The sequence below is a fragment of the Nitrosomonas sp. Nm58 genome (assembly GCF_900107335.1).
In the GTDB taxonomy this organism is placed as follows: domain Bacteria; phylum Pseudomonadota; class Gammaproteobacteria; order Burkholderiales; family Nitrosomonadaceae; genus Nitrosomonas.
Map to the genome: position 1 here is coordinate 43,467 of NZ_FNPQ01000011.1, position 21,579 is coordinate 65,045.

Annotated in this window: 16 protein-coding genes; 15 read left to right on the top strand and 1 reads right to left on the bottom strand. The window is 48.5% G+C overall.

Annotated elements, in window-relative coordinates:
• The first annotated feature begins 39 nt into the window (after positions 1-39).
• The 8 genes from lepB (at position 40) to lpdA (ending at position 7,219) form a co-directional block, all read left to right on the top strand.
• A complete protein-coding gene (gene lepB, locus BLW34_RS06250) occupies positions 40-843 on the top strand; it encodes a signal peptidase I (protein WP_090577078.1) in 804 nt (267 codons plus the stop codon).
• Between the two features lie 34 nt (positions 844-877).
• Positions 878-1,249 (top strand): DUF4845 domain-containing protein, encoded by a 372-nt coding sequence (locus BLW34_RS06255; protein WP_090577081.1) that lies wholly within the window; start codon positions 878-880, stop codon positions 1,247-1,249.
• Entirely contained in the window at positions 1,246-1,965 is a 720-nt protein-coding gene (gene rnc / locus BLW34_RS06260; RefSeq protein WP_090577084.1) for a ribonuclease III, read from the top strand. Before BLW34_RS06255 ends, rnc begins: the two co-directional genes overlap by 4 nt.
• Positions 1,966-2,160: 195 nt before the next feature.
• Positions 2,161-3,051, top strand: a complete 891-nt coding sequence (gene era / locus BLW34_RS06265) for a GTPase Era (protein ID WP_090577087.1) — start codon at positions 2,161-2,163, stop codon at positions 3,049-3,051.
• A gap of 269 nt (positions 3,052-3,320) precedes the next feature.
• A complete protein-coding gene (gene pdxJ, locus BLW34_RS06270; RefSeq protein WP_090539641.1) occupies positions 3,321-4,046 on the top strand; it encodes a pyridoxine 5'-phosphate synthase in 726 nt (241 codons plus the stop codon).
• Complete coding sequence (gene acpS, locus BLW34_RS06275; RefSeq protein WP_090539639.1) at positions 4,043-4,423, top strand: holo-ACP synthase; 381 nt, start codon at positions 4,043-4,045, stop codon at positions 4,421-4,423. The genes pdxJ and acpS overlap by 4 nt, the downstream gene beginning before the upstream one ends.
• Positions 4,423-5,469 (top strand): beta-N-acetylhexosaminidase, encoded by a 1,047-nt coding sequence (gene nagZ, locus BLW34_RS06280; RefSeq protein ID WP_090577090.1) that lies wholly within the window; start codon positions 4,423-4,425, stop codon positions 5,467-5,469. The genes acpS and nagZ overlap by 1 nt, the downstream gene beginning before the upstream one ends.
• A 289-nt stretch (positions 5,470-5,758) precedes the next feature.
• Positions 5,759-7,219 (top strand): dihydrolipoyl dehydrogenase, encoded by a 1,461-nt coding sequence (gene lpdA / locus BLW34_RS06285; protein WP_090577093.1) that lies wholly within the window; start codon positions 5,759-5,761, stop codon positions 7,217-7,219.
• Between the two features lie 86 nt (positions 7,220-7,305).
• On the opposite strand, the gene BLW34_RS06290 is transcribed toward lpdA, so the two are convergent.
• Positions 7,306-7,851 (bottom strand): hypothetical protein, encoded by a 546-nt coding sequence (locus tag BLW34_RS06290; protein WP_090577096.1) that lies wholly within the window; start codon positions 7,849-7,851, stop codon positions 7,306-7,308.
• Between the two features lie 132 nt (positions 7,852-7,983).
• Between BLW34_RS06290 and BLW34_RS06295 the strand changes: the two genes are divergently transcribed.
• The 7 genes from BLW34_RS06295 to cas7e all read left to right on the top strand — a co-directional run bounded on the left by BLW34_RS06295 (position 7,984) and on the right by cas7e (position 21,577).
• The gene (locus BLW34_RS06295) at positions 7,984-10,713 is read left to right on the top strand and encodes a PD-(D/E)XK nuclease family protein (protein ID WP_090577099.1); all 2,730 of its coding nucleotides are present in this window, start codon (positions 7,984-7,986) and stop codon (positions 10,711-10,713) included.
• Positions 10,710-14,147, top strand: coding sequence for a UvrD-helicase domain-containing protein (locus tag BLW34_RS06300; RefSeq protein ID WP_090577102.1), 3,438 nt, complete (start codon positions 10,710-10,712; stop codon positions 14,145-14,147). Before BLW34_RS06295 ends, BLW34_RS06300 begins: the two co-directional genes overlap by 4 nt.
• Before the next feature lie 684 nt (positions 14,148-14,831).
• The gene (locus tag BLW34_RS06305; protein WP_090577105.1) at positions 14,832-15,800 is read left to right on the top strand and encodes a helix-turn-helix transcriptional regulator; all 969 of its coding nucleotides are present in this window, start codon (positions 14,832-14,834) and stop codon (positions 15,798-15,800) included.
• Positions 15,801-15,872: 72 nt separating this feature from the next.
• Positions 15,873-18,500 (top strand): CRISPR-associated helicase/endonuclease Cas3, encoded by a 2,628-nt coding sequence (cas3, locus tag BLW34_RS06310; protein ID WP_218138794.1) that lies wholly within the window; start codon positions 15,873-15,875, stop codon positions 18,498-18,500.
• Positions 18,487-19,992 (top strand): type I-E CRISPR-associated protein Cse1/CasA, encoded by a 1,506-nt coding sequence (casA, locus tag BLW34_RS06315; RefSeq protein WP_090577111.1) that lies wholly within the window; start codon positions 18,487-18,489, stop codon positions 19,990-19,992. The genes cas3 and casA overlap by 14 nt, the downstream gene beginning before the upstream one ends.
• Positions 19,989-20,447: a type I-E CRISPR-associated protein Cse2/CasB gene (gene casB / locus BLW34_RS06320; RefSeq protein ID WP_090577114.1), complete on the top strand. Its 459-nt coding sequence runs from the start codon at positions 19,989-19,991 to the stop codon at positions 20,445-20,447. The genes casA and casB overlap by 4 nt, the downstream gene beginning before the upstream one ends.
• The gene (gene cas7e / locus BLW34_RS06325; protein ID WP_090577117.1) at positions 20,444-21,577 is read left to right on the top strand and encodes a type I-E CRISPR-associated protein Cas7/Cse4/CasC; all 1,134 of its coding nucleotides are present in this window, start codon (positions 20,444-20,446) and stop codon (positions 21,575-21,577) included. The genes casB and cas7e overlap by 4 nt, the downstream gene beginning before the upstream one ends.
• The last annotated feature ends 2 nt before the right edge of the window (positions 21,578-21,579 follow it).

The following is a 21,579-nucleotide window of genomic DNA, read 5'->3' on the forward strand; positions in this document are numbered from 1 at the left end:
ATTATGTTATAAGCTTGATTTATCATTAAGGAAAATGAAATGAATTTTCCTTTAGTGTTACTCATCTTATTGATCGTGACCGGCAGTATCTGGCTGCTCGATTTTCTTTTTTTGAAACATAAGCGCGAGAACGATATTGCAGAACCATGGTGGGTGGAGTATCCCAAAAGTTTTTTTCCTATCATCTTGATCGTTTTCTGTCTTCGTTCTTTTTTGGTAGAACCATTCAAGATCCCTTCAGGATCGATGATACCCACATTACTGGTAGGAGATTTTATACTGGTAAACAAATATACCTATGGAATCCGGTTGCCAGTTATCAATCATAAGATAATTGATATGAATCAACCCAAACGAGGGGAGGTCATGGTATTCCGTTATCCGGAAGATCCTTCGATAGATTATATTAAACGAGTGATTGGTTTGCCTGGAGATATCGTTGCTTACCGTAATAAGAAACTGAGCATTAATGGTGTACCAATAGAAATGAAATTAGATGGAGATTATAAATATATTGAATCAGGGCTTGCTTATATTTATACCCAGCGCTTCAAGGAATTTGTAGGAGAGAAAAGTTACAACATTCTTATCAATCAAGAGATACCTAATATAATGTTATCGAGTGTGCATTATTTTCCTTTCAGAGAGAATTGTGTATTCGACAGGACAGGATTTACTTGTAAAGTACCTGATGGAAATTATTTTATGTTGGGTGATAACCGTGATGGCAGTAGCGATAGTCGTTATTGGGGGTTTGTTCCAGAGGAAAATATTGTTGGAAAAGCTTTTATGATTTGGTGGAATTTTAGTGACTTGGGTCGAATCGGGTTGTCGATAGAATAATGAATTCAGGAATGGGATTTGGGATAGAGAAAATATGCGTCATGTGATGAGAAAAAAACAGCAAGGTATCGGTCTTTCTGGGTTGTTAATTTGGTCAGCAGTTGTCGTTATGATCGCTATTCTGGGAATGAAATTAATTCCATCGTATATAGAATATGCTGCAATCAAGCGTGCATTAGTTGCCATAGCCAGTGACCCAAGCTTGCAGAATGCTCATCCCAGGGAAATACGCCAATCTTTCGACAAACGCGTAACTATCGATAATATTGCAACTGTGAATAGTCGCGATATTGAAATTAGTAAAGTAGGCGAGCAAACCGTTCTTAGCGTAAGCTATTCGGTTAAAAAGCCTTTATTTGCTAATGTTTCTTTAGATATTGATTTTACTGCTGCAAGTAATCAATGAGCTCATCTGGCTTGGATACACGTCACTTACAAAGCTTTTCAATTACAGGTCCTAACGATTTCTTTCACAAAATTGGCTATGTTTTTAAGCAGCCGGAATTGTTGCAGGAGGCGTTGACACATCGAAGCTTTGGTTCCCCGCATAACGAGCGCCTTGAGTTTCTTGGGGACAGTGCATTGAATTGTGCTGTGTCTGCGTTACTGTTCAAACAGCTCCCGCACCTACCGGAAGGAAATTTATCAAGACTCCGTGCTAATCTTGTTAATCAACACGCATTATTTGAGCTTGCATCGGCACTGAGTTTAGGTGATTTAATCAGGCTAGGCGAGGGAGAACGAAAAAGCGGAGGACATCACCGCCCCTCTATTCTTGCTAATGCACTGGAAGCAGTGATAGGTGCTATTTACCTGGAAGGTGGATTCCTTGAAGTTGAAAATTTTGTTAACAATCTTTATAAACCATTATTACAAAATTTGGATCTCGAAACCTTAGGTAAGGATCCTAAGACGATGCTGCAGGAATATTTGCAGGGTCGCAGGGTTGCCCTGCCGGAATATACTATCATCACTACGAGCGGGGAAGCGCATCGGCAGAAATTTAGAGTAGAATGCGTCATTCCAAAGCTTAATATTCGAACGATAGGTGAGGGAACCAGTCGCCGCAGGGCTGAGCAGGAAGCTGCAAAGCAGGCATATGAATTAGTCATGCATAGCTAATTCATCAAAATTCCTTGATTACTGGGAACACCCATCACTTCTTTTTTGGCCCTTCGCTAGTTTGATTCATTTTATTCGTACTTATACCTTTAAATTACCTGTGTATTTATAAACTTAATATTTTGAAGGGATAATAATGTACGATTCCAAGCTATATCAAAATAACACTAAATAAGAGCAGAAATATCCCATTTTATGGATTCCCCTCATTTCAGAACGGGTTATGTTGCCATTGTTGGACGCCCTAATGTCGGTAAATCTACTTTACTTAACCATTTGATCCAACAAAAAATCAGTATTACCTCTAAAAAGGCGCAGACAACACGGCATCGTATCAATGGTATTTTGACGGATGAGCAATCTCAATTTATTTTCGTTGATACACCAGGTTTTCAAACTCGCTATAGTAACCAGCTTAATCATATGATGAACCGGACAGTCATTCAAAGCATGCGGGAAGTCGATATCGTGCTGTTCGTGATCGAAGCGATACGTTTTGATGAACGTGATGAGAAGATACTAGAGCTGGTGCCTATTGACAGACCCGTTATTCTTGTAATTAACAAAATTGATCAATTAGAGAATAAAACCCAACTACTCCCATTCATGGAGAGTATGGCTAAAAAATTTAGCTTTGCTGGCATCGTTCCCGTCAGCGCGGCGAAGGAAGTACAACTGACTGAATTAATCGATGTGGTCCGGCCTTATTTGCCAGAAAGCCCGCCTTTGTTTGACAAAGATGAGATTAGTGATCGAAGTGAGCGTTTTCTTGCTGCTGAGATGATCCGTGAGAAATTATTTCGTTTGATGGGCGAGGAGATTCCTTACTCAACCAGTGTACTCATAGACCAATTTACAGTAGAAGGAAATCTACGGCGAATTTTTGCCTGTATTCTAGTCGAGAAGGCAAGTCAGAAAGCTATCGTGATAGGTAAAAATGGCGAAAAAATTAAAATAGTTGCTACCCAAGCGCGTAAAGATATGGAAAAATTGTTTGGTAGCAAAGTATATCTCGAAGTCTGGGTCAAGGTGAAAAGTGGCTGGGCAGATGATGTCAGTACTTTAAAGAACTTGGGATATGAATGAGATTGAAGAATCTAAATGTTTAATAATAGAACAATGCACTCATGAGTCCGGCTTAACCCGAATATTTCATAAATTGGCACGTGCCCTCACTTGTCTTTTGATTAATAGGAAAGATTTTGCTCAGTCGGGTGTATGAGTCACTACACCCCTTTTTCTTAAAACTTCCCTATTAATCAAAATCCTGCGTGATGATCACGCGAATTTATGAAATATTCGGGTTAAAGTGGATGAAGAGTTTCTTTGATTTTGCTTAAAGGTAGATAACCATCATGATTGCTTTGGGTGTCAATATTGATCATGTCGCGACACTGCGCCAGGCACGGGGAACGACTTATCCGGATCCAGTTGAAGCAGCATTAATTGCTGAGTCTGCTGGCGCAGATGCCATCACGCTCCACTTGCGTGAGGATCGCAGGCATATCCAGGACCGGGATGTGGAAATTTTGCGCGAGCGACTTCAAACCCGGATGAATCTGGAAAGCGCAGTGACTGAAGAGATGATTGCCTTTGCGTGTCGCATCAAACCTCATGATGTATGTCTCGTTCCAGAGCGTCGTGAGGAATTGACTACGGAAGGAGGACTGGACGTGGTGCGGCATTTCGAACAAGTAAAACAGGCTTGTAGCAAGTTGGCAGACGCCGGTATCCGCGTATCGTTGTTCATTGATGCCGAACGCCGGCAAATAGATGCGGCAGCCAGAGCAGGCGCACCAGTCATTGAGATTCATACAGGCCATTATGCAGATGCCAAAGATGACAATGCGCAACAATGCGAGCTGGAAAAAATTTGCACAGCCGTTACCTGTGGTATCAGTCAAGGATTAAAAGTTAACGCTGGTCATGGACTGCATTACCAAAATACCCGGCCCATTGCAGCGATACAAGGTCTTTCTGAACTCAATATCGGACATGCTATTGTGTCACATGCATTATTCGTTGGATTAGCGCAAGCGGTTAGAGAGATGAAGCAACTCATGCTGGAAGCGAGTCAATGATTTATGGAATCGGCACAGATATCGTCGATCTTTCCCGTATTGCGCAGTCACTTGAAAAATATGGCGAACGTTTCGCGCGTAGATTGTTAGCAGAGCACGAATGGTCTGATTACATCAAGGATGCTAAACCAGCTATATTTTTAGCTAAGCGCTTTGCGGCCAAAGAGGCTCTTTCCAAAGCAATGGGTACTGGCCTACGCTCTCCTGTAACGTTAAACAATATCACTGTTGCTCATACTTCTCTCGGTAAACCGTATTTCCAGTTTCATCCTGATTTAGCCGAGTTGATCAGGCGTGAGGGAATTATTAGCCACCATCTTTCCCTTAGCGATGAACTCAATCTAGCCAGTGCTTTTGTGATTCTGGAGAAGGCGTGATGTCGCTGGGTCCGGTAATGCTCGATATCGTGAGTACCCAGTTATCAGTCGAAGATAAAGCAAGGTTACGCCATCCCCTTACAGGAGGCGTCATCTTGTTTACCCGCAATTATGAGTCGTGTGAACAGTTGACAGCATTGACTGCTGAGATCCACGCACTCAGAAATCCACCTTTACTCGTTGCCGTGGATCATGAAGGTGGCAGGGTGCAACGTTTTCGTAAAGATTTTACGCCATTACCGGCGATGCGCGAATTAGGTAAGATATGGGACAGGCATCCTCACCAGGCACGCCATCTGGCCAAGCAAACCGGTTATGTATTGGCGGCGGAGTTGTCCACTTGCGGTGTTGATTTGAGCTTTACTCCCGTGCTTGATATCGATTATGGGCAAAGTAGTGTGATTGGTGACCGTGCTTTCCATCGCACCCCCCAGGCGATTGCAGAACTAGCGCATAGTTTAATGCTGGGCTTGAAATCAGGCGGAATGGCTGCAGTAGGCAAGCATTTTCCCGGGCATGGGCATATTCAGGCAGATACGCATTTTGAAATAGCCATGGATGATCGCACTTATGCCGATATCGAGATGGATGATCTGATTCCATTTCGTCAGATGATCAATTTTGGCTTGGCAGGCATTATGGCGGCACATGTGATTTATCCTAAAATGGATGGGTATCCTGCCGGATTCTCCAGCTTCTGGCTGAAAAATATTTTACGAAATGAATTGGGATTTGATGGTTGTATCTTTAGTGATGATTTGAGCATGCAAGGTACCGCTGGCTATGGCAACATCACTGAGCGTGCCCGGGCAGCATTACAAGCAGGTTGTGACATGGTATTGGTATGCAATGATTTCCAATCTGCCGACCAATTGCTGGAAACATTGCAATGGGAGATTCCCGCTGTGAGTCTTGCGCGGCTAGCGCATATGCGTGGACGGCGCCATGCGCAATCAATGATAAAGCTACACGAAGCTGCATATTTCGTTCAGGCTGTCAGGGAAATCAGTGAAATCGGGGTAGGCAATCAGGAACTGTCATTTTAATTGAATCAACCTGAAATACTATCCCTGATAGATTACTTGTTTGGAAGGCGTTGTTGCTGAAAGGATCTATTTTAGCCCGAATATTTTATAAATTGACACGTGTCCTCACTTGTCCTTTAATTAATAGGAAAGATTTTGTTCAGTCGGGTGTATGAATTACTACACCACTCTCTTACAAAACTTCCCTATTAATCAAAATCCTGCGTGATCATCACGTGAATTTATAAAATATTCGGGCTAGTGACGAATTCTCCTTCGTTTGTAACCACTCATTTTTATAAGGTGATTCATGACTAAATCTTTCGATGTGGCTGTTATTGGTGCAGGTCCGGGCGGCTATGTGGCAGCTATTCGTTGTGCTCAGTTAGGTCTTAATACAGTATGTATTGATGAATGGAAGAATGATCAAGGCGTAGCGAGTCTGGGAGGCACTTGTCTCAATGTGGGCTGTATTCCATCTAAGGCGTTACTGGAATCTTCTGAGAATTATGCACGTGCTGCGCATAAATTTATCGATCATGGCATCAAGCTGGAAGGTCTATCCATGGATGTGCCCGTGATGATTACGCGCAAAAATAAAATTGTGAAGGCTTTCACGGGCGGGATTGCCATGCTATTCAAGAAAAACAAGGTCACCTCTTTGCATGGCAGAGGAACACTGTTTAAGCATGAAGAAGAAAATAGTATCTGGAAAATTCAGGTAAAGAATGGTGACGAGATCGAAGAAATTCAGGCTGAATACGTCATCATTGCGACCGGATCAACGCCCCGTCAATTGCCGTTCATCAGCGTTGACAATGATCGCATATTGGATAATAGCGGAGCATTAGCTATCACGGAGGTGCCTAAACGTCTGGGGGTGATTGGCGCAGGAGTCATTGGTCTGGAGATGGGTAGCGTATGGCGTCGGCTTGGTTCAGAAGTAACCATACTGGAGGCGCAGTCAAATTTTCTGATGGCCGCTGATGAGCAGATTGCAAAGGAAGCGCAAAAAATCTTTACGCGTGAGTCAGGATTAGTGATCCAGACCGGTGTCGAGATCAAGTCGATCCAGGTTGAAAAGGAGCAGGTAGTGGTTGATTATGCTGATGCTAAAGCGGAATCCCAAAAACTGGAGGTCGATAAACTGATCGTTGCCGTGGGCAGAATACCCAATACAGCAGGTCTGGGTGCAGACGAGATGGATTTAAGCACAAATGAACGTGGTTATATTGAAGTCGATGAATACTGTCGCACCAACCTGCCTAAAGTATATGCCGTCGGCGATGTGGTGCGAGGTCCGATGCTGGCGCACAAAGCTTCTGAAGAAGGGGTGGCTGTCGCAGAAATGATTGCATCCGAAAAGCAAGGTCATGCCAATGAGTCTGTCAAAGTTAATCTGAATATCATCCCTTGGGTGATTTATACCTCGCCGGAAATAGCCTGGGTAGGAAAAACCGAGCAGGAACTTAAAGCAGCCGGTATTGCTTATCGCGCAGGACAATTCCCCTTCATGGCCAATGGGCGCGCACGTGCCTTGGGAGAAACCAGCGGCTTTGTGAAAGTGCTCGCCGACGCTGATACGGATCGTATCCTGGGCGTGCATATGATTGGCCCCTATGTTTCCGAAATGATTGCGGAAGCTGTTGTTGCAATGGAATTTGCTGCCAGCAGCGAGGATCTTGCGCGGATCATCCATGCGCATCCTTCGTTATCGGAGGTATTACATGAAGCGGCTTTGGCTGTGGATAAGCGAGCGTTGCATATCTGATGGCCGTTTAATTCCGCTGCTTATCCTGATGGAGTGATATTTACCCCACATTTGTGTAGAACAAGAATGTGGGGAGTATCTGGTGATTAGTATTTCACACAATGCGTTTTATCGGGATTAGCATCGCAAGACCAGGTTGTTTTGCGGATACTAGCTGACTTATTTAATATGAATTCAGCTTTCTGAGCTTTGAGCTGCTCGTGTGTGAGGGTCACTTTCTCGGGGATGAATCGTTCCTGAGTCCAGAATCTTATGCGGCAGAACTCCGTTTCTTTACCACAGAGTCGTTGAATTGCAGCGCTATAGACCGTTTGATCCATTTCTCTTTTGAAATCTACCAGTACCATCTGCACAAATTTACCGGTCTTCGCTATTTCCACAGTGCGAACAAGTCGCCAACCCTGGCCGCTTGGTAATGATTCGGCTGCTTCCGGAGAGGAGGCTTCTTGAGAGGGCTCTTTTGCTTCTGGAGAGGAAGCTTCTGGAGAGGGCTCTTTTGCTTCGGGAGAGGAAGCTTCTGAAGCGGGAGCCTCTTGTGAAGGCTCTACTGATCCTGCTTCCTCAGATAGCGCCTGAGCGGACCATAACAATGTAACTGCAAGAAACATACTGCCGATCAATTTTTTATTCATTCGTTCTCCTGATATTCTTCTCTTTTAAACTAAATAAAGGTACTTCTGGTTCGCAATTCTACCTATTTCAACATGATATGAACAGTCAATGCATAATGGTAAGTTTTTGCTTGTGAGGGCAATCTGGAATTCATGAAAGCTTACCGGCTTGGTCCACTGCTGGCTGATAGCGGGGATATTCTCGCTAAATTAAACCAAGGCATCACGGTAATTACCGGAAATCAGCGCCTGGCCCACGTGCTTCATCAACATTTTGACCAGGCGGCAGTTGCTGGGGATGCGAAACCCTGGCTGACACCGGATATTTTGCCGTGGAATAGCTGGCTGCAACGGTTATGGGAGGAAGCCCTGATATCAGGTGCATTTTCTGAATTTGGACGACTGCTTACGCCTTATCAGGAGCGTGCTATTTGGCAGGAGATGATCGCTTCGGATTTGTCATTCCAGCCGATGAGCAGGACTGCGTTCCAGGTGCAGAAAGCCTGGCAGTTGCTGCAGGAATGGTGCTTACCGCAAAATGAGTCGATTTTTCAGTACAACGATGACAGCCGATTATTCTGGAAATGGCAGTCATTCTTTCAGCGTATTTGCCGGCAAAAAGGCTGGTTATCGATCGCCTGCCTACCGGATCAGCTCAGACATTGCTTTGCGCGGGAAGCATTGCAGGCACCCAATGAGTTGGTGTTAACCGGCTTTGATGAGCTCACGCCTCAGCAATCTGTTTTGCTGGAAACGCTGGATCGATTGGGTTGCAAAGTGCAGTGGCTGCAATTAAAGCCAAAAAACAGTCAAATTGCCCGGATTACGAGCGCCGACAACCGTCAGGAGGCGATCTTGATGGCGCGCTGGGTGCGGCAGAAGCTGGAGCATCATCCTGAGGCGCAAATAGGGATTGTAGTGCCAGAGCTGTCTTCTCACCGTGAAGTCGTTACGCATGCATTGGATGAAATCCTGATTCCGCAAATTTTTCATCCCGGGCATTCGAATCAGGAGCGCCCTTACAACGTGTCTCTCGGTAAGTCATTGGGTGCCTTTCCGCTGATCACGGTGACATTAAAGCTGCTTGAATTGTTCAAGCCTACGATCAGCCTCCAGGACGTGAGCCTGTTGCTTCACTCGCCCTTTATTGCGGGCTGGGAGCAGGAGTCGAGCGCACGCGCCTTGCTGGATGTGCGGTTGCGCGAAACGGGTGAGCCCAGGGTATCCCTTGATACCTTGCATTATCATGCGTCAAAAACAAATCGCAGCTATGCCTGCGCCGTACTGGAAAAGAAATTTGATATGCTGAGAACGTGGCTGCAAACCTGCCCACGCAAGGATCATCCAGGGCAATGGGTGCAACATTTCGCCCAACTACTCAAGACGGTCGGCTGGCTGGAAGGATACCGCTTATCGAGTGATGAATATCAGACAGTTGAAGCGTGGCATGCCTTATTGGCGGAATTGGCTACGCTGGATTGGGTAACGGGAGAGATATCATGGTCTGCTGCATTAAGTCAGCTTGGGCAGATGACCGGAGAGCGCATTTTTCAACCGCAAACAGGCGTTGCACCGGTTCAGGTGCTCGGCCCGCTCGAAGCGCATGGTATGCAGTTCGATCATCTATGGATCATGGGGCTGCATGATGGGGTATGGCCGCCATCGCCCCAGCCTAATCCTTTCATTCCCCTGCCATTACAGCGCAAAAATGAGTTGCCGCATTCAAGCGAACAACGTGAATTGTCTGTGACGCGCAGGCTTACCCAGCGCATCATAACGAGCGCCGATGAGGTGATTGTCAGTTATCCGCAGCGGAATGGCGAGGAAGCTTTGCGTCCTAGCCCTATGATCAAGGATTTCCCCTCTCTGGCAGTGGAGTCGCTGTTAGTGAGTAAGATCGTTTCATGGCGTGATACTGTGCATCGTAGCGCCCAGTTGAGTGAGTGGCTTCATGATCCAGCGCCATCGCTGGCGCAGACGACGACCAGCGGCGGCAGTCGCATTTTCAAGTTGCAGGCGGCATGTCCCTTCCGGGCATTTGCGGAGTTACGTCTGGGTGCCGGGCCGCTGGGGGGAATCCAGATCGGCTTGAATGCCATGGCGCGAGGTAATCTTCTGCATCGCATCATGGAAAAAGTCTGGGATAGGCTAGACTCGCACGAACAATTGGTCGCATTGCCAGATACCCAACTCAGCACACTGGTGCTGGATCAAATCAATGCAGCTATCACTGAAATAGCGCCGCATTATCCGCAAACATTTACCCGACGCTTCCGGGCCATGGAGGCTGATAGGTTGCATCGCCAAGTGCTGTCATGGCTGGATCTGGAAAAAAATCGTTTGCCTTTCCGGGTCATTGAGAAAGAAAAAAAATATGAATGGGTTGTGGGCACGCTCAACATTCAGCTCAAAGTCGATCGCATCGATGAAATCGCAGACGGGTGTCGATTGATCATTGATTACAAAACAGGTGAAGCCAAAGCCAGCCAATGGTTTGGAGACCGTCCCGATGAGCCGCAATTGCCGCTCTACAGCCTGATTTCCACCGAGAATCTTGCCGGCATGGCCTTTGCCCAGGTGCGAGCGGGTCAGATGGCATTCAGTGGCGTCACGATAGAGGAGGGGATTTTGCCTGGAGTGAAATCCCATGAAAAGCTGCCGCAGACTCGTGAGATAGGCGACTGGCCGCAAGTGCTGGCGCATTGGCGAGCGATCTTGGAAAGGCTTGGTGACAGCTTCTGCCGTGGCGAAGCGGCGGTCGATCCTAAGCAATATCCTGCCACGTGTACTTACTGCACGCTGCAACCGCTGTGCCGCATCAATGAATTGACCTTGCTGGATGAAGCCGATGCCGAGGCAGGGGATAAGGGGAATGAATCATGACGATACGACCGGAAGTCGCCGACCAGGCCGAGCGGCTGCGAGCGCTCGATCCACAGCAGTCTTTTATCGTTCAGGCGCCTGCTGGATCAGGCAAAACTGGCCTGCTGACCCAGCGGTTTCTGATACTCCTGGCGAGAGTCGATTCACCCGAGGAAATCGTAGCGATCACTTTTACCCGTAAGGCCGCAAGCGAAATGCGCCAACGGATTCTGCAGGCATTGACAACTGCTCAGAATACTTCCCCTCCGCAAGAAGAATACGCACGCCAAACCTGGCAGCTAGCCCAGCGTGTGCTGGCGCACGATCAGGCCAAAGGCTGGCAATTGCTCGAGAATCCTGCCCGCTTGCGCATTCAGACGATCGATTCCTTGTGCGCTGGACTGGTCAGCCAAATGCCCATTCTTTCTGAGTTCGGTGTGCTGCCATCGATCGCGGAGGAAGCATCCGATCTCTATCAGGAAGCGGCCCGGCAAACGATCGAGGTAGTCGAGTCGGAGGGTGAATGGTCGGATGCCATTGCGCATTTGATCGCGCATCTGGATAACCGGCTGGACAAGCTCCAGCAGTTGATCGCGAGCATGCTCGCGCGGCGTGATCAATGGCTCGCTTATCTGGCGGGGCCCCATCATGAAGTGCTCATGCGTGACAAACTGGAAGCCGGATTGACTGAATGGGTGACCGATGCGTTACGAACGCTCGTTGATCAGGCTCCTGCCGTTAATCGCGCGGAGATCGTCGCTTTGGCAAAGTTTGCCGCAAACCAGCCTGAAACGGGCGATTCTGTCATTGCGCATTGCCAAACCCTGCAGGATTTACCAGGCTGGCAAATCACCGACCGGCCGCAATGGGAAGGACTCGCCACCTTGTTGTTGACCAGCAAGGGCGAGTTGCGAAAGAGAGTGAGCAAAAATGAAGGGTTTCCTCCTGCTTCTCAGGGAAGTCATCCAGAAGAAAAGGCGCACTATCGCGAGATGAAGCAGCGAATGGAGGACTTGCTGCAAGCATTGGTGACTGAAAATGAATTTGTCCAGCAACTGGCCTTGATCCGGACATTACCCCCGCATCAATACAGAGAGGATGAATGGGAGACGCTGCAAGCATTATTCAAACTGCTCACAGTAGCGGCGGGGTATCTGGAAGTCACATTTCTTCAAATGGGGCAGGTCGACTTTCCAGCGCTGACACTGGCTGCGATTCAGGCGCTTGGAGAACCTGATGCGCCCACCGATCTGGCATTGGCATTGGACTACCGTATCCAGCACTTGCTGGTCGATGAATTTCAAGATACCTCGTTCAATCAGGCCGAGCTGCTGGCGCGATTGACCGCGGGCTGGCAACCGGATGATGGCCGCACGCTTTTTCTGGTGGGCGATCCTATGCAATCCATTTACCGCTTCCGGCAAGCTGAAGTAGGATTATTCCTTGAGATCCGCGATCATGGAGTATTTGGCCAGATTCCACTTGAATTTCTGCGCTTATCGGTCAATTTTCGTTCCCAGCAGGGAATCATCGACTGGATCAATCAGCATTTCCCTGCCATTTTGCCCGCAAAGGACGAGATAGCCTCAAGCGCCGTGTCCTATGCACCGTCCGTCGATTTTCATGCAGCCACTCACCCTGAAGCGGTCACCCTTTATCCTTCGCTGCAACGAGATGATCAAGCCGAGGCGCAACAAATCGCATCGATTGTGCAGCAGGCTAAAATGGCCCATTCGAGTAGCACGACCGCCATCCTGGTTCGGAACCGCTCCCACCTCGTGCAGATCATCGCGCAACTGAAGCAGGCCGGGCTGCGTTTTCAGGCAGTCGAAATCGAACGACTCACGCACCGATCCATAATCCAGGATTTGCTTGCCCTGACCCGCGCCTTGCTGCACCATGGCGATCGTATCGCCTGGCTGGCGTTACTGCGTGCACCCTGGTGTGGATTGACACTTCAGGATCTGTACGCCTTGGCGGGTGGCGATTTTCAAAAAACGATCATTGATTTGCTGCGGGATTCAACTCAGCTTGCGCAACTCAGTGAGGATGGCCAGCAGCGGCTTGCCCGCGTACTGCCCATCGTTGAAAGCGCGATCATTCAGCAGGCAGCACGTTCCTTGCGCAGGAATGTGGAAGGCACGTGGATCGCCCTGGGCGGACCAGCCTGTGTGACGGATGAAACGGATCTGGACGACGCGGAGGTTTACTTCCAGTTGCTGGAAGAATTGACCGAAGCCGGTCAACTTCCGGATATTCAGATACTCGATGAACGTGTTGCTCGACTCTACGCTTTGCCGGACGTGATGGCGGATGGCTCGCTGCAGCTCATGACCATCCATAAGGCGAAAGGACTGGAATTCGATACAGTGATCTTGCCGGGCCTTGGCCGGACGGGCAAGCATGATGAAACCAAGTTACTATATTGGATGAAACATCAACTCAAATCGGGTTACCCCGCATTACTGCTTGCACCGATCAGTGCAATGGGTGATGACACCAATCCGATTATGACCTCTCTGCGGCAATTGGATAAATCAAAAAGCTATCGGGAAAATGGCCGCTTGCTATACGTTGCGGCCACACGCGCTAAACATCGCCTGCATCTGTTCGGCCATGTGAACCACTCGGATGCAGAGATCATGGAAATTAAGCCCCCGCCTGAAAATTCCCTGCTGGCGCGGCTATGGCCAGTAGTAAAAGCGCATTTTCAGGCTTTGCTGAATGCTCAAGTTAGCGATAAAGAATCGGCAGAAAATGCCTCGAAAGAACTGACTACTCAGTTGCTACCCCTACTTCCGGCTAAACGATTTCGTCTGGCGGCGGACTGGGCTTCCCCTCCACCGCCTGAAGCTGTCAAGGTGACCATTGCAGCCTCGCGCCAGATTACGGAAGAGTCGATCGAATTTGACTGGGCGGGCGAAACCGCCCGGCAGGTCGGCACAGTCCTACATCGCTTGTTGCAGCATATCGGTAAAACCGGCATCGAATGTTTTGGCCACCAGGATTTGTTCCGTTTTGAACAGGCTGGCCGGGTTTTGCTGATGCAAAATGGGGTCGCGCAGACTCATTTCGATCATGCGTTGATGCAACTATCCACCGCACTCAAGACCCTGTGGGAGGATGAAAGAGGCCGTTGGATTCTAAGCGGACAGCATGCCGACGCCCATTGCGAATGGGCATTGAGCGGCATGCGCAAAGAAGGACTCGATCATATCGTCATGGACCGAACTTTTGTCGACGCAACAGGCATACGCTGGATTATCGATTACAAAACAGGTACCCACCTGGGCAGCGATATCGAAGCCTTCCTCGATCGAGAACAGCTGCGCTATCGCCCGCAACTGGAACGCTATGCGAACTTGATGCAGCAGAGAGAACAACGACCTATCCGGTTAGGACTGTATTTCCCGATGCTCAGAGAATGGCGGGAATGGCCATATGCGATAAAGTGAATACCTGACTCATTCTCGTACCGTTCGCCCTGAGTCTGTCGAAGGGCGAGAGGAAGAAGTAAGTCCATCACACTTTGTGGCATCTTTTTGAAGCACCTCGAATAATCATTACCCTTCCGCGACATAAAGCAGTTACCCACAGCCTTATCCACGGAATTTGTGGATAATATACTCATCACACTTCAAAATTCGGCCGCTATACCTTCTCCCGCTGGGAGAAGGCTGGATGAGGGATGATAAAAACCGAATTTTGAAGTGTGATGAGTATAAATTTATTAAAATCCAGATCTGCACCATTCTCGCAGCAGCCCGATTCTACTTGTCAGGGTATTGCTGTTAAGTTTCACCCAGACCGGCCGTTTGTTATGTGTTGCCGCTGGCATAGCTGGTATGATCGATCAAGACCGTAATGCATTTCTCATAAATTGCGTAGCTTGTGGTTAAATCCACCGTTATTCATCCAGGAGCTAAGCCGGATTTAGCCCGGATATTTCATAAATTCGCGTGATGATCACGCAGGATTTTGATTAATAGGGAAGTTTTGAGAAGGAGGGGTGTAGTGATTCATACACCCGACTGAGCAAAATCTTTCTTATTAATCAAAAGGCAAGTGAGGACACGTGCCAATTTATGAAATATTCGGGTTAGCCATACGGTATAACAAAAATAAACAGAGTAACCAGAATGGACCGTCTGCAACGCATTTACAAGCTGCACCAAATACTTATCGCCAGGCGGCGACCTGTTTCACGACAAGTGCTTGAGGAACAACTCGAATGCTCACACGCCACGGTCAAGCGCATCATTGACGAATTGCGGCTGTACTTTAATGCGCCGCTAAAATACGACCGTGAACGCAATGGCTATTTCTATGAGACCCGCGAAGGGGAGGTCTTTGAACTACCGGGACTGTGGTTCAATGCCGATGAACTGTATGCACTGTTAACCGTGCAGCAGTTACTGGAACAAACTCAGCCCGGGTTATTAGACGATCGTCTCAAGCCGATAAAAGCCCGTCTGGAAAAAATTCTTGCCACTATACAGTCAAACAAGGATGAAATCGCCAGGCGTATCCGTATTTTACAAATGACCGCAAGAAAACCGGCCACGGAGCATTTCCAGTCCGTGACCAGTGCATTGCTGCAAAGAAAGCGGTTGCACATCCACTATCACAGTCGCAGCAACGACCAGACTACCCAGCGCCAGATTTCACCCCAGCGCCTCACTCATTATCGCGATAACTGGTATTTGGATGCTTATTGCCATAAGCGTGAGGCGCTGCGCAGCTTTGCCGTCGACCGTATCAGCGCATCTCGTTCACTCGATCAGGTTGCGCTCGAATTCAGCGACGCTGAGCTCGACGTCCATTTTGCCTCCAGCTACGGCATTTTTGCCGGCAAACCTAAGAAAACCGCCGTACTGCTTTTTTCACCCGAACGCGCCCGCTGGGTAGCCGATGAACAATGGCACCCCCAGCAACAAGGAACACTGTTATCCGATGGCAGCTATGAACTGCATATCTCTTATGCTGATAGCAAAGAACTCGTGATGGATATTCTGAAACATGGTGCGGAGGTAGAAGTATTAGGGCCTGATGAATTACGGCAGGAAGTGATCAAGCAGTTACGGGCGGCAATAAAAAAATATGGTTAGACAGTGTCAGGTTTTGAGCTTGTCATGAATGTAAACTCTCGAACTATCTTATAAAGCTTTAAAGTAAAAATAATGGAACAGTCAGGAAATACGATTTTTAGCTACTGGGGTAAGGCAGATCCTAATTATCCAGGTGAACAGAAATGGCATCCGCTGCCTTATCACTGCTTGGATGTAGCGGCGGTTGCTGCATCATGGTGGGATGCTAGCCCAACTATACAACGCACTTTCCTTGCTGCTTTCGGTTGCATGCAATTGCAGCAAAACAAATTACGCGCATGGATTCTGTTTTTTATAGCCTTGCATGATCTTGGAAAATTCGACGTGCGATTTCAGTTAAAGGCTCCGAATGCGCTTGCTGCTGCATGGCGACAGCTAGGCGAGGAAGATCACAGGGTTTCGTCAAGAGACATCACAAATTTCGACCATGGCTGGGCGGGGATGGCTTGGGCGAATCAGGAGTATCGGCAGTGGATACGCTATGATGATGCAGATCGCGAAATTTGGGAGATGTGGAAACCTTGGCTGGCTGCCGTAACTGGACATCACGGAGATTTTTACGAGCCAACAAAAATTTTTGCGCCAGAGGCGGATGATACGGTTATTGCGCATGATAGCGATGCGCGTCAAGGATTTATTTCTGTATTGGCCGATCTTTTTCTCATGCGCGAAGGACTTCGTCTTCAGGATTTGCCTCCTTTTGTCTCAACGAGTGCACAGAATTTGCTGGCTGGTTTTTGTGCTGTTTGTGACTGGATAGGCTCCAACACCGATGTATTCATTTACCAAACGTCTGATACTGCATTAGCCAATTACTTTGCGGCAAGTGTGGAAAAAATTCAGACGGACGACGTGCTGCATCGCTTCGGCCTGTTTGTAAATGCGATGGACTACAAAGGCATAAGTGCCTTGCTCGGCTCTAAAGAATCCCCGCGCGGTGTTCAGGTTAGAGTGGATAGTTTGCCGACCACACCCGGCTTGACCCTGATCGAGGCACCGACCGGCAGCGGCAAAACAGAAGCTGCACTGGCTTATGCTTGGCGGTTACTGGATCAAGGTTTAGCAGACTCAATCGTGTTTGCACTGCCTACACAAGCCACGGCCAACGCCATGCTTACCCGTGTCGAGGTCTTTGCCGAGAAGGTGTTTGGTAATGCCAATGTGGTGCTGGCCCACGGCAAAAGCAAATTAAATTTTGAATTTGACCGCTTAGTAATTGCCGGGCAGCGGAGAACTGTTCAAGATAAAGAAGAAGCATCTGCTCAATGTGCTGCTTGGCTTGCCAGCAGCCGCAAGCGCGTATTTCTTGGCCAGGTAGGTGTCTGTACTGTGGATCAGGTATTGCTGTCCGTGTTGCCTGTGCGACATAAATTTGTGCGCGGTTTCGGACTCAACAAATCCGTACTCATCGTGGATGAAGTTCATGCCTATGATGCTTACATGCATGGACTGCTCGGCGAAGTATTACGCCGTCAAAGAGCAACTGGCGGAAGTGCTATTCTTCTGTCTGCTACATTGCCTGCGAGTATACGTACAAAATTGCTGGAGGCATGGGAATCTAGCGGGGTGGGAAAAGCGCCATATCCTGCATTGTGGCACGCCACACAAGATAGTGCATCATGTGCCACTGTACCTGACGAACACCGTCCGGAACGGCGTGAGGTGATCACCGAGTGTCTCAAACTTCCCGGCGCAATCCCGAATGATGATGTAATGGAGCGCATCATTGCTGCTGCTGAATCTGGTGCAAGGGTGGCTGTGGTGATGAATTTGGTGGATGTTGCCCAGCAACTTGCCCGCAAACTGCGCGGCAAAACCACAATTGATGTGGATGTGTTCCATGCGCGCTACCGCTTCATGGACAGGCAGAAAAAGGAAACTGCTACGCTAACTTACTACGGACGCAACGCCGAGCGTTATAAAGGTCGCATCCTTGTGGCTACACAAGTGGTTGAGCAAAGCCTTGATCTGGATTTTGACTGGATGCTCACGCAGATTTGTCCGGTGGATTTACTGTTCCAGCGACTTGGCCGTTTACATCGTCACCGGCGTGAAAGCCGCCCTACCGGATTTGAGTTGCCTAGATGCGCTGTGTTGTCAGTAGAGGGCGAAGATTACGGGTTGCATAAACTCATTTATGGTAACACTCGAGTGCTGTGGCGTACCGAACGACTGCTTGCCAGTGTGGACAAGATTGTTTTCCCAGAGGCCTATAGGGATTGGATCGAGCAAGTCTATCAGCGTGAAGATTGGGCGGAGGAGCCAAGTGCTGTTTATAGTGGCTACTTGGCGTGGAAAGGAGAGCAGGGCAGGCGTGAGGCAGAAGCCAAGAGGCTCACAACGTTGACCGTCAGCAACTTCCGTGATGAAGACAGCGCGACTACTGCGCTTACCCGTGACGGTGAAATGAGCTTGACAGTTTTACCTATCCAAGCTGATGAGCGTTTGTTGAATGGACAAATGCTAAATGCGTTAAACGAGCGTGATCTCGCGGAAATGCTTAACCTGCATGCTGTACCTGTACCTGCCAGTTGGGAGAAACGGCTAATGGATTGTCGTCTAGAGAATCAAGGAAATTTGGCAGGCTATCGGCAATTGGAGATGAGCGCTGAAGAGCATGGCGGCTGGCTGGCGACGAGTGGAAAATTTCGCTATTCGGAAGATTTTGGATTGGAGAGGATTAACAATGAATCTACTTAAAGACCCATGGATTCCTGTACGTGCCAATGGCGGTACAGGAGTTTTTCGTTTGTTGGCCTATCAGCAATTTTTGTGCGAACCGAATAACTGGCAAGTCAGCCTGCCACGTGACGACCTAGAACTGGCCTGCGTGCAATTGTTGGTGTGCATGACGCAAGTCATGTTTCTGCCGGAGGAAAACCGAACATGGCAAAAGCGGCTGAAGAATCCGTTATCGGCAGATGAATTTGCTGCCGGTATTAAGCCCTGCCATGACTGGTTCGACCTTGATCATCCAACCCAGCCGTTCATGCAGTCGCGGGGGGTGAAAGCTGCTGAAAATACTCCGATCCAGAAATTGTTGATTGGCTTGCCGGAAGGCAATAACCATGCTTTTTTCAACGAAGCGGGTGAAGTGCGTAACCTATCTGGGACGCTTGCTGCGATTACGTTATTTAATCAGGCTTCTAATTGCCCAAGTTTTGGCGGCGGATTCAAAGGCAGCTTACGCGGCGGTGCGCCGATTACCACGTTGGTGTATGGAGCTGATTTACGTGAGATGGTTTGGCGCAATGTGCTAACGCGGTCTCGTATAGCAAAACGGCAGATAGCCATGCCGAGTTTTGAGTACGATCAACCCACCTGGGTTAGACCAATTCTGGAAAAAGCAACCATTCCTTGGAACGAAATCGGACTCATGCGCGGTTTGTTCTGGCAACCGACTCGGGTAGAGCTGGTGAAATCAGAAGTGCCTGCACCTTGCGATGTATTAGGTGGAGAAGCTGTGCCGGGATACAGCAGTTTTCGTAAGGAAAAATTTAATTTCACAGTGGAGGGCGTGTGGCCGCACCCGCATGGTGCGATGACCATGAATCTGAAAAAAGACCCTTCGGTGAAATTTTCCAGTTTCACCACTACAGCTCCAGCATGGACACTATTATCTGAATTTGTGGTACCCAATAATATCAATGCTTCTGGAGCTAAAGAAGGATCAATACCCGCCGAGCCAATTACCCAAGTCAATGAACTTGGCGATGGCGATTTACATTTGTTGATCGGTGGTTATCGCACCAATCAAGCGTCGGTACTGGAGCGTCGCCACGAGATGATCAGTCTTGCCCAAGGCTGGCAGGATGATAAAGGCCATTTGCCAAAGCTGGTCGAGATTGGCAAAGAGGCGAAAAAAGTTTTGCGCGGCAAGCTTTATTTTGCGGTTCAGGGGAATAAGGATAAGGGACTGAAAGGTATTGGCGCTGCTATCCATGAAATCGCCGAGAAGATGTTTTACGCACGAACAGAAAGTTTGATTCACGAGACATTTTCTAACGATCTTACATATAAAGAGTGGCCAACCGCTTACTCTATTTTCGTGAAGCAACTTGCAGAGCACTGCCGTGCCATTTTCGAGGAACTTACCGATCCCTATGCATTGAAACCTGAGTTGATTCCAGTCATCGCATGGGCCAGGCGCAGCATGAACATTGATCTTGCCAAACTAATGGAGAAAGTATGAGTGCCGAATTGCCAGATTTTGTCGCGTTGAAAATGCGTTACGACAATGAAAATTTCCCAACAGGTGCGCGCGCGGAACTACGCCGTGCCGCCGAGCCAGATGATGTTGCACTCACACCCGCGTTCTACCGGCTGTTCCCCGGACAAAAGCCGGATGATCGCCACTTGCGTCTGGCTTTTTTACTGCCATGCTGTAAACACGCGGCCAAGGCCAAATCATTTGGCGCGCAATTGGCTGAAGCAAATGTCACCGAAGCGCGTGTTTTGCAAGTGGCGCGCTCTCATGCACCACTCGATTTAGTGCAGTTGAGACGGCTTATGACACATATAGAGTCTACCGTGGATTGGTCTGAGTTTGGCCGCATGGTCTGGTATTGGAATGATAGAGCCAAACGCCAACTCGTCGAAGATTTTTACATTGCCCGCTTTAACCCCGTCAAAGGAGATAAAAAATGACTGCCCAGAATTTCATCAACTTTCACGTGCTGATTTCCCACAGCCCGTCATGCTTGAACCGCGACGACATGAACATGCAGAAAACCGCTGTGTTCGGCGGAGTCAACCGAGTGCGCGTTTCCAGCCAGTCGCTCAAACGTGCCATGCGCACGAGCGACTACCATCATTCGACCTTGGGTAGGCCTTCTGTGCGCACCCGCGATCTTGGCAAACTCAAAGCACGTTTCACCGAATTACTCAAAGATCGTTTTGATGTTGAGTTAGTGGGCCGCGCGCTGGAATGGATTTCTGGCAAAGAAGGTATCGCCGAAGGAGTTGCAGACGATGCCGTAGCACCTTGGTCGGTGGATGAAGTGGCGCACTTTTGTGAATTGATCCGTACCGATGAGCAAGACGTAAAAAAACTTGAAAAGCAGATTGAAAAAGATGCACGCCCCTTCCGTGCTTCCATGAGCAATGCTGTGGACATCTCCTTATCCGGGCGCATGGCAACAAGCGGTTTAATGAGCAACTTACCCGTGGATGGCGCGCTCGCCGTTGCTCATGCCATCACCACACACGCTGTCGAACCGCAAGATGTAGACTGGTTCACCGCTGTGGATGACTTGACGATAGACGCAGGCGAGACCGGGGCGGGGCATTTGGATACCCAGCAATTTTCCTCTGGGGTGTTTTATCGCTATGCCAGCCTGAATCTGAAGCAATTGCAAGTAAATCTGGGGCTGATCGAAAACATTAAGGCGGCAGAAACTACCGAATCACGCCAACGTGCATTGGACATCGCCCGGCATGTATTCCATCTACTTGCTACTGTTGTACCTTCGGCTAAACAGCAATCTTTTGCCGCGCATAATCTGGCGGATTTTGCTATTGTCAGCTTTTCCGATCAACCCATTTCGCTTGCTAATGCCTTCGAGCAGCCGGTGAAGCGTGATTATAAAGAAGCAGGATTTCTCAAGCCGTCCATCAATGCGCTATCTGACTATTGGGCGCGTATCCATCGTGCTTATGGTCTGGAAGAGCAGGCGCTTGCCTTCGCGGTGGGAGATGGCATAAAGTTGGACGATAAGCTTGCACTGAGTTCGCTTAGGGCAATGGAAGATTGGATTGCTAATGGCGGACAAGCATAAGG

What these genes read in the sequence shown, in the direction of transcription:
- BLW34_RS06255 (WP_090577081.1), top strand. Translation starts at nt 878, where the DNA reads ATGCGTCATGTGATGAGAAAAAAACAGCAAGGTATCGGTCTTTCTGGG.
- rnc (WP_090577084.1), top strand. Translation starts at nt 1,246, where the DNA reads ATGAGCTCATCTGGCTTGGATACACGTCACTTACAAAGCTTTTCAATT.
- cas3 (WP_218138794.1), top strand. Translation starts at nt 15,873, where the DNA reads ATGGAACAGTCAGGAAATACGATTTTTAGCTACTGGGGTAAGGCAGAT.
- BLW34_RS06305 (WP_090577105.1), top strand. Translation starts at nt 14,832, where the DNA reads ATGGACCGTCTGCAACGCATTTACAAGCTGCACCAAATACTTATCGCC.
- lpdA (WP_090577093.1), top strand. Translation starts at nt 5,759, where the DNA reads ATGACTAAATCTTTCGATGTGGCTGTTATTGGTGCAGGTCCGGGCGGC.
- BLW34_RS06295 (WP_090577099.1), top strand. Translation starts at nt 7,984, where the DNA reads ATGAAAGCTTACCGGCTTGGTCCACTGCTGGCTGATAGCGGGGATATT.
- BLW34_RS06300 (WP_090577102.1), top strand. Translation starts at nt 10,710, where the DNA reads ATGACGATACGACCGGAAGTCGCCGACCAGGCCGAGCGGCTGCGAGCG.
- cas7e (WP_090577117.1), top strand. Translation starts at nt 20,444, where the DNA reads ATGACTGCCCAGAATTTCATCAACTTTCACGTGCTGATTTCCCACAGC.
- pdxJ (WP_090539641.1), top strand. Translation starts at nt 3,321, where the DNA reads ATGATTGCTTTGGGTGTCAATATTGATCATGTCGCGACACTGCGCCAG.
- nagZ (WP_090577090.1), top strand. Translation starts at nt 4,423, where the DNA reads ATGTCGCTGGGTCCGGTAATGCTCGATATCGTGAGTACCCAGTTATCA.
- BLW34_RS06290 (WP_090577096.1), bottom strand. Translation starts at nt 7,851, where the DNA reads ATGAATAAAAAATTGATCGGCAGTATGTTTCTTGCAGTTACATTGTTA.
- acpS (WP_090539639.1), top strand. Translation starts at nt 4,043, where the DNA reads ATGATTTATGGAATCGGCACAGATATCGTCGATCTTTCCCGTATTGCG.
- era (WP_090577087.1), top strand. Translation starts at nt 2,161, where the DNA reads ATGGATTCCCCTCATTTCAGAACGGGTTATGTTGCCATTGTTGGACGC.
- lepB (WP_090577078.1), top strand. Translation starts at nt 40, where the DNA reads ATGAATTTTCCTTTAGTGTTACTCATCTTATTGATCGTGACCGGCAGT.
- casB (WP_090577114.1), top strand. Translation starts at nt 19,989, where the DNA reads ATGAGTGCCGAATTGCCAGATTTTGTCGCGTTGAAAATGCGTTACGAC.
- casA (WP_090577111.1), top strand. Translation starts at nt 18,487, where the DNA reads ATGAATCTACTTAAAGACCCATGGATTCCTGTACGTGCCAATGGCGGT.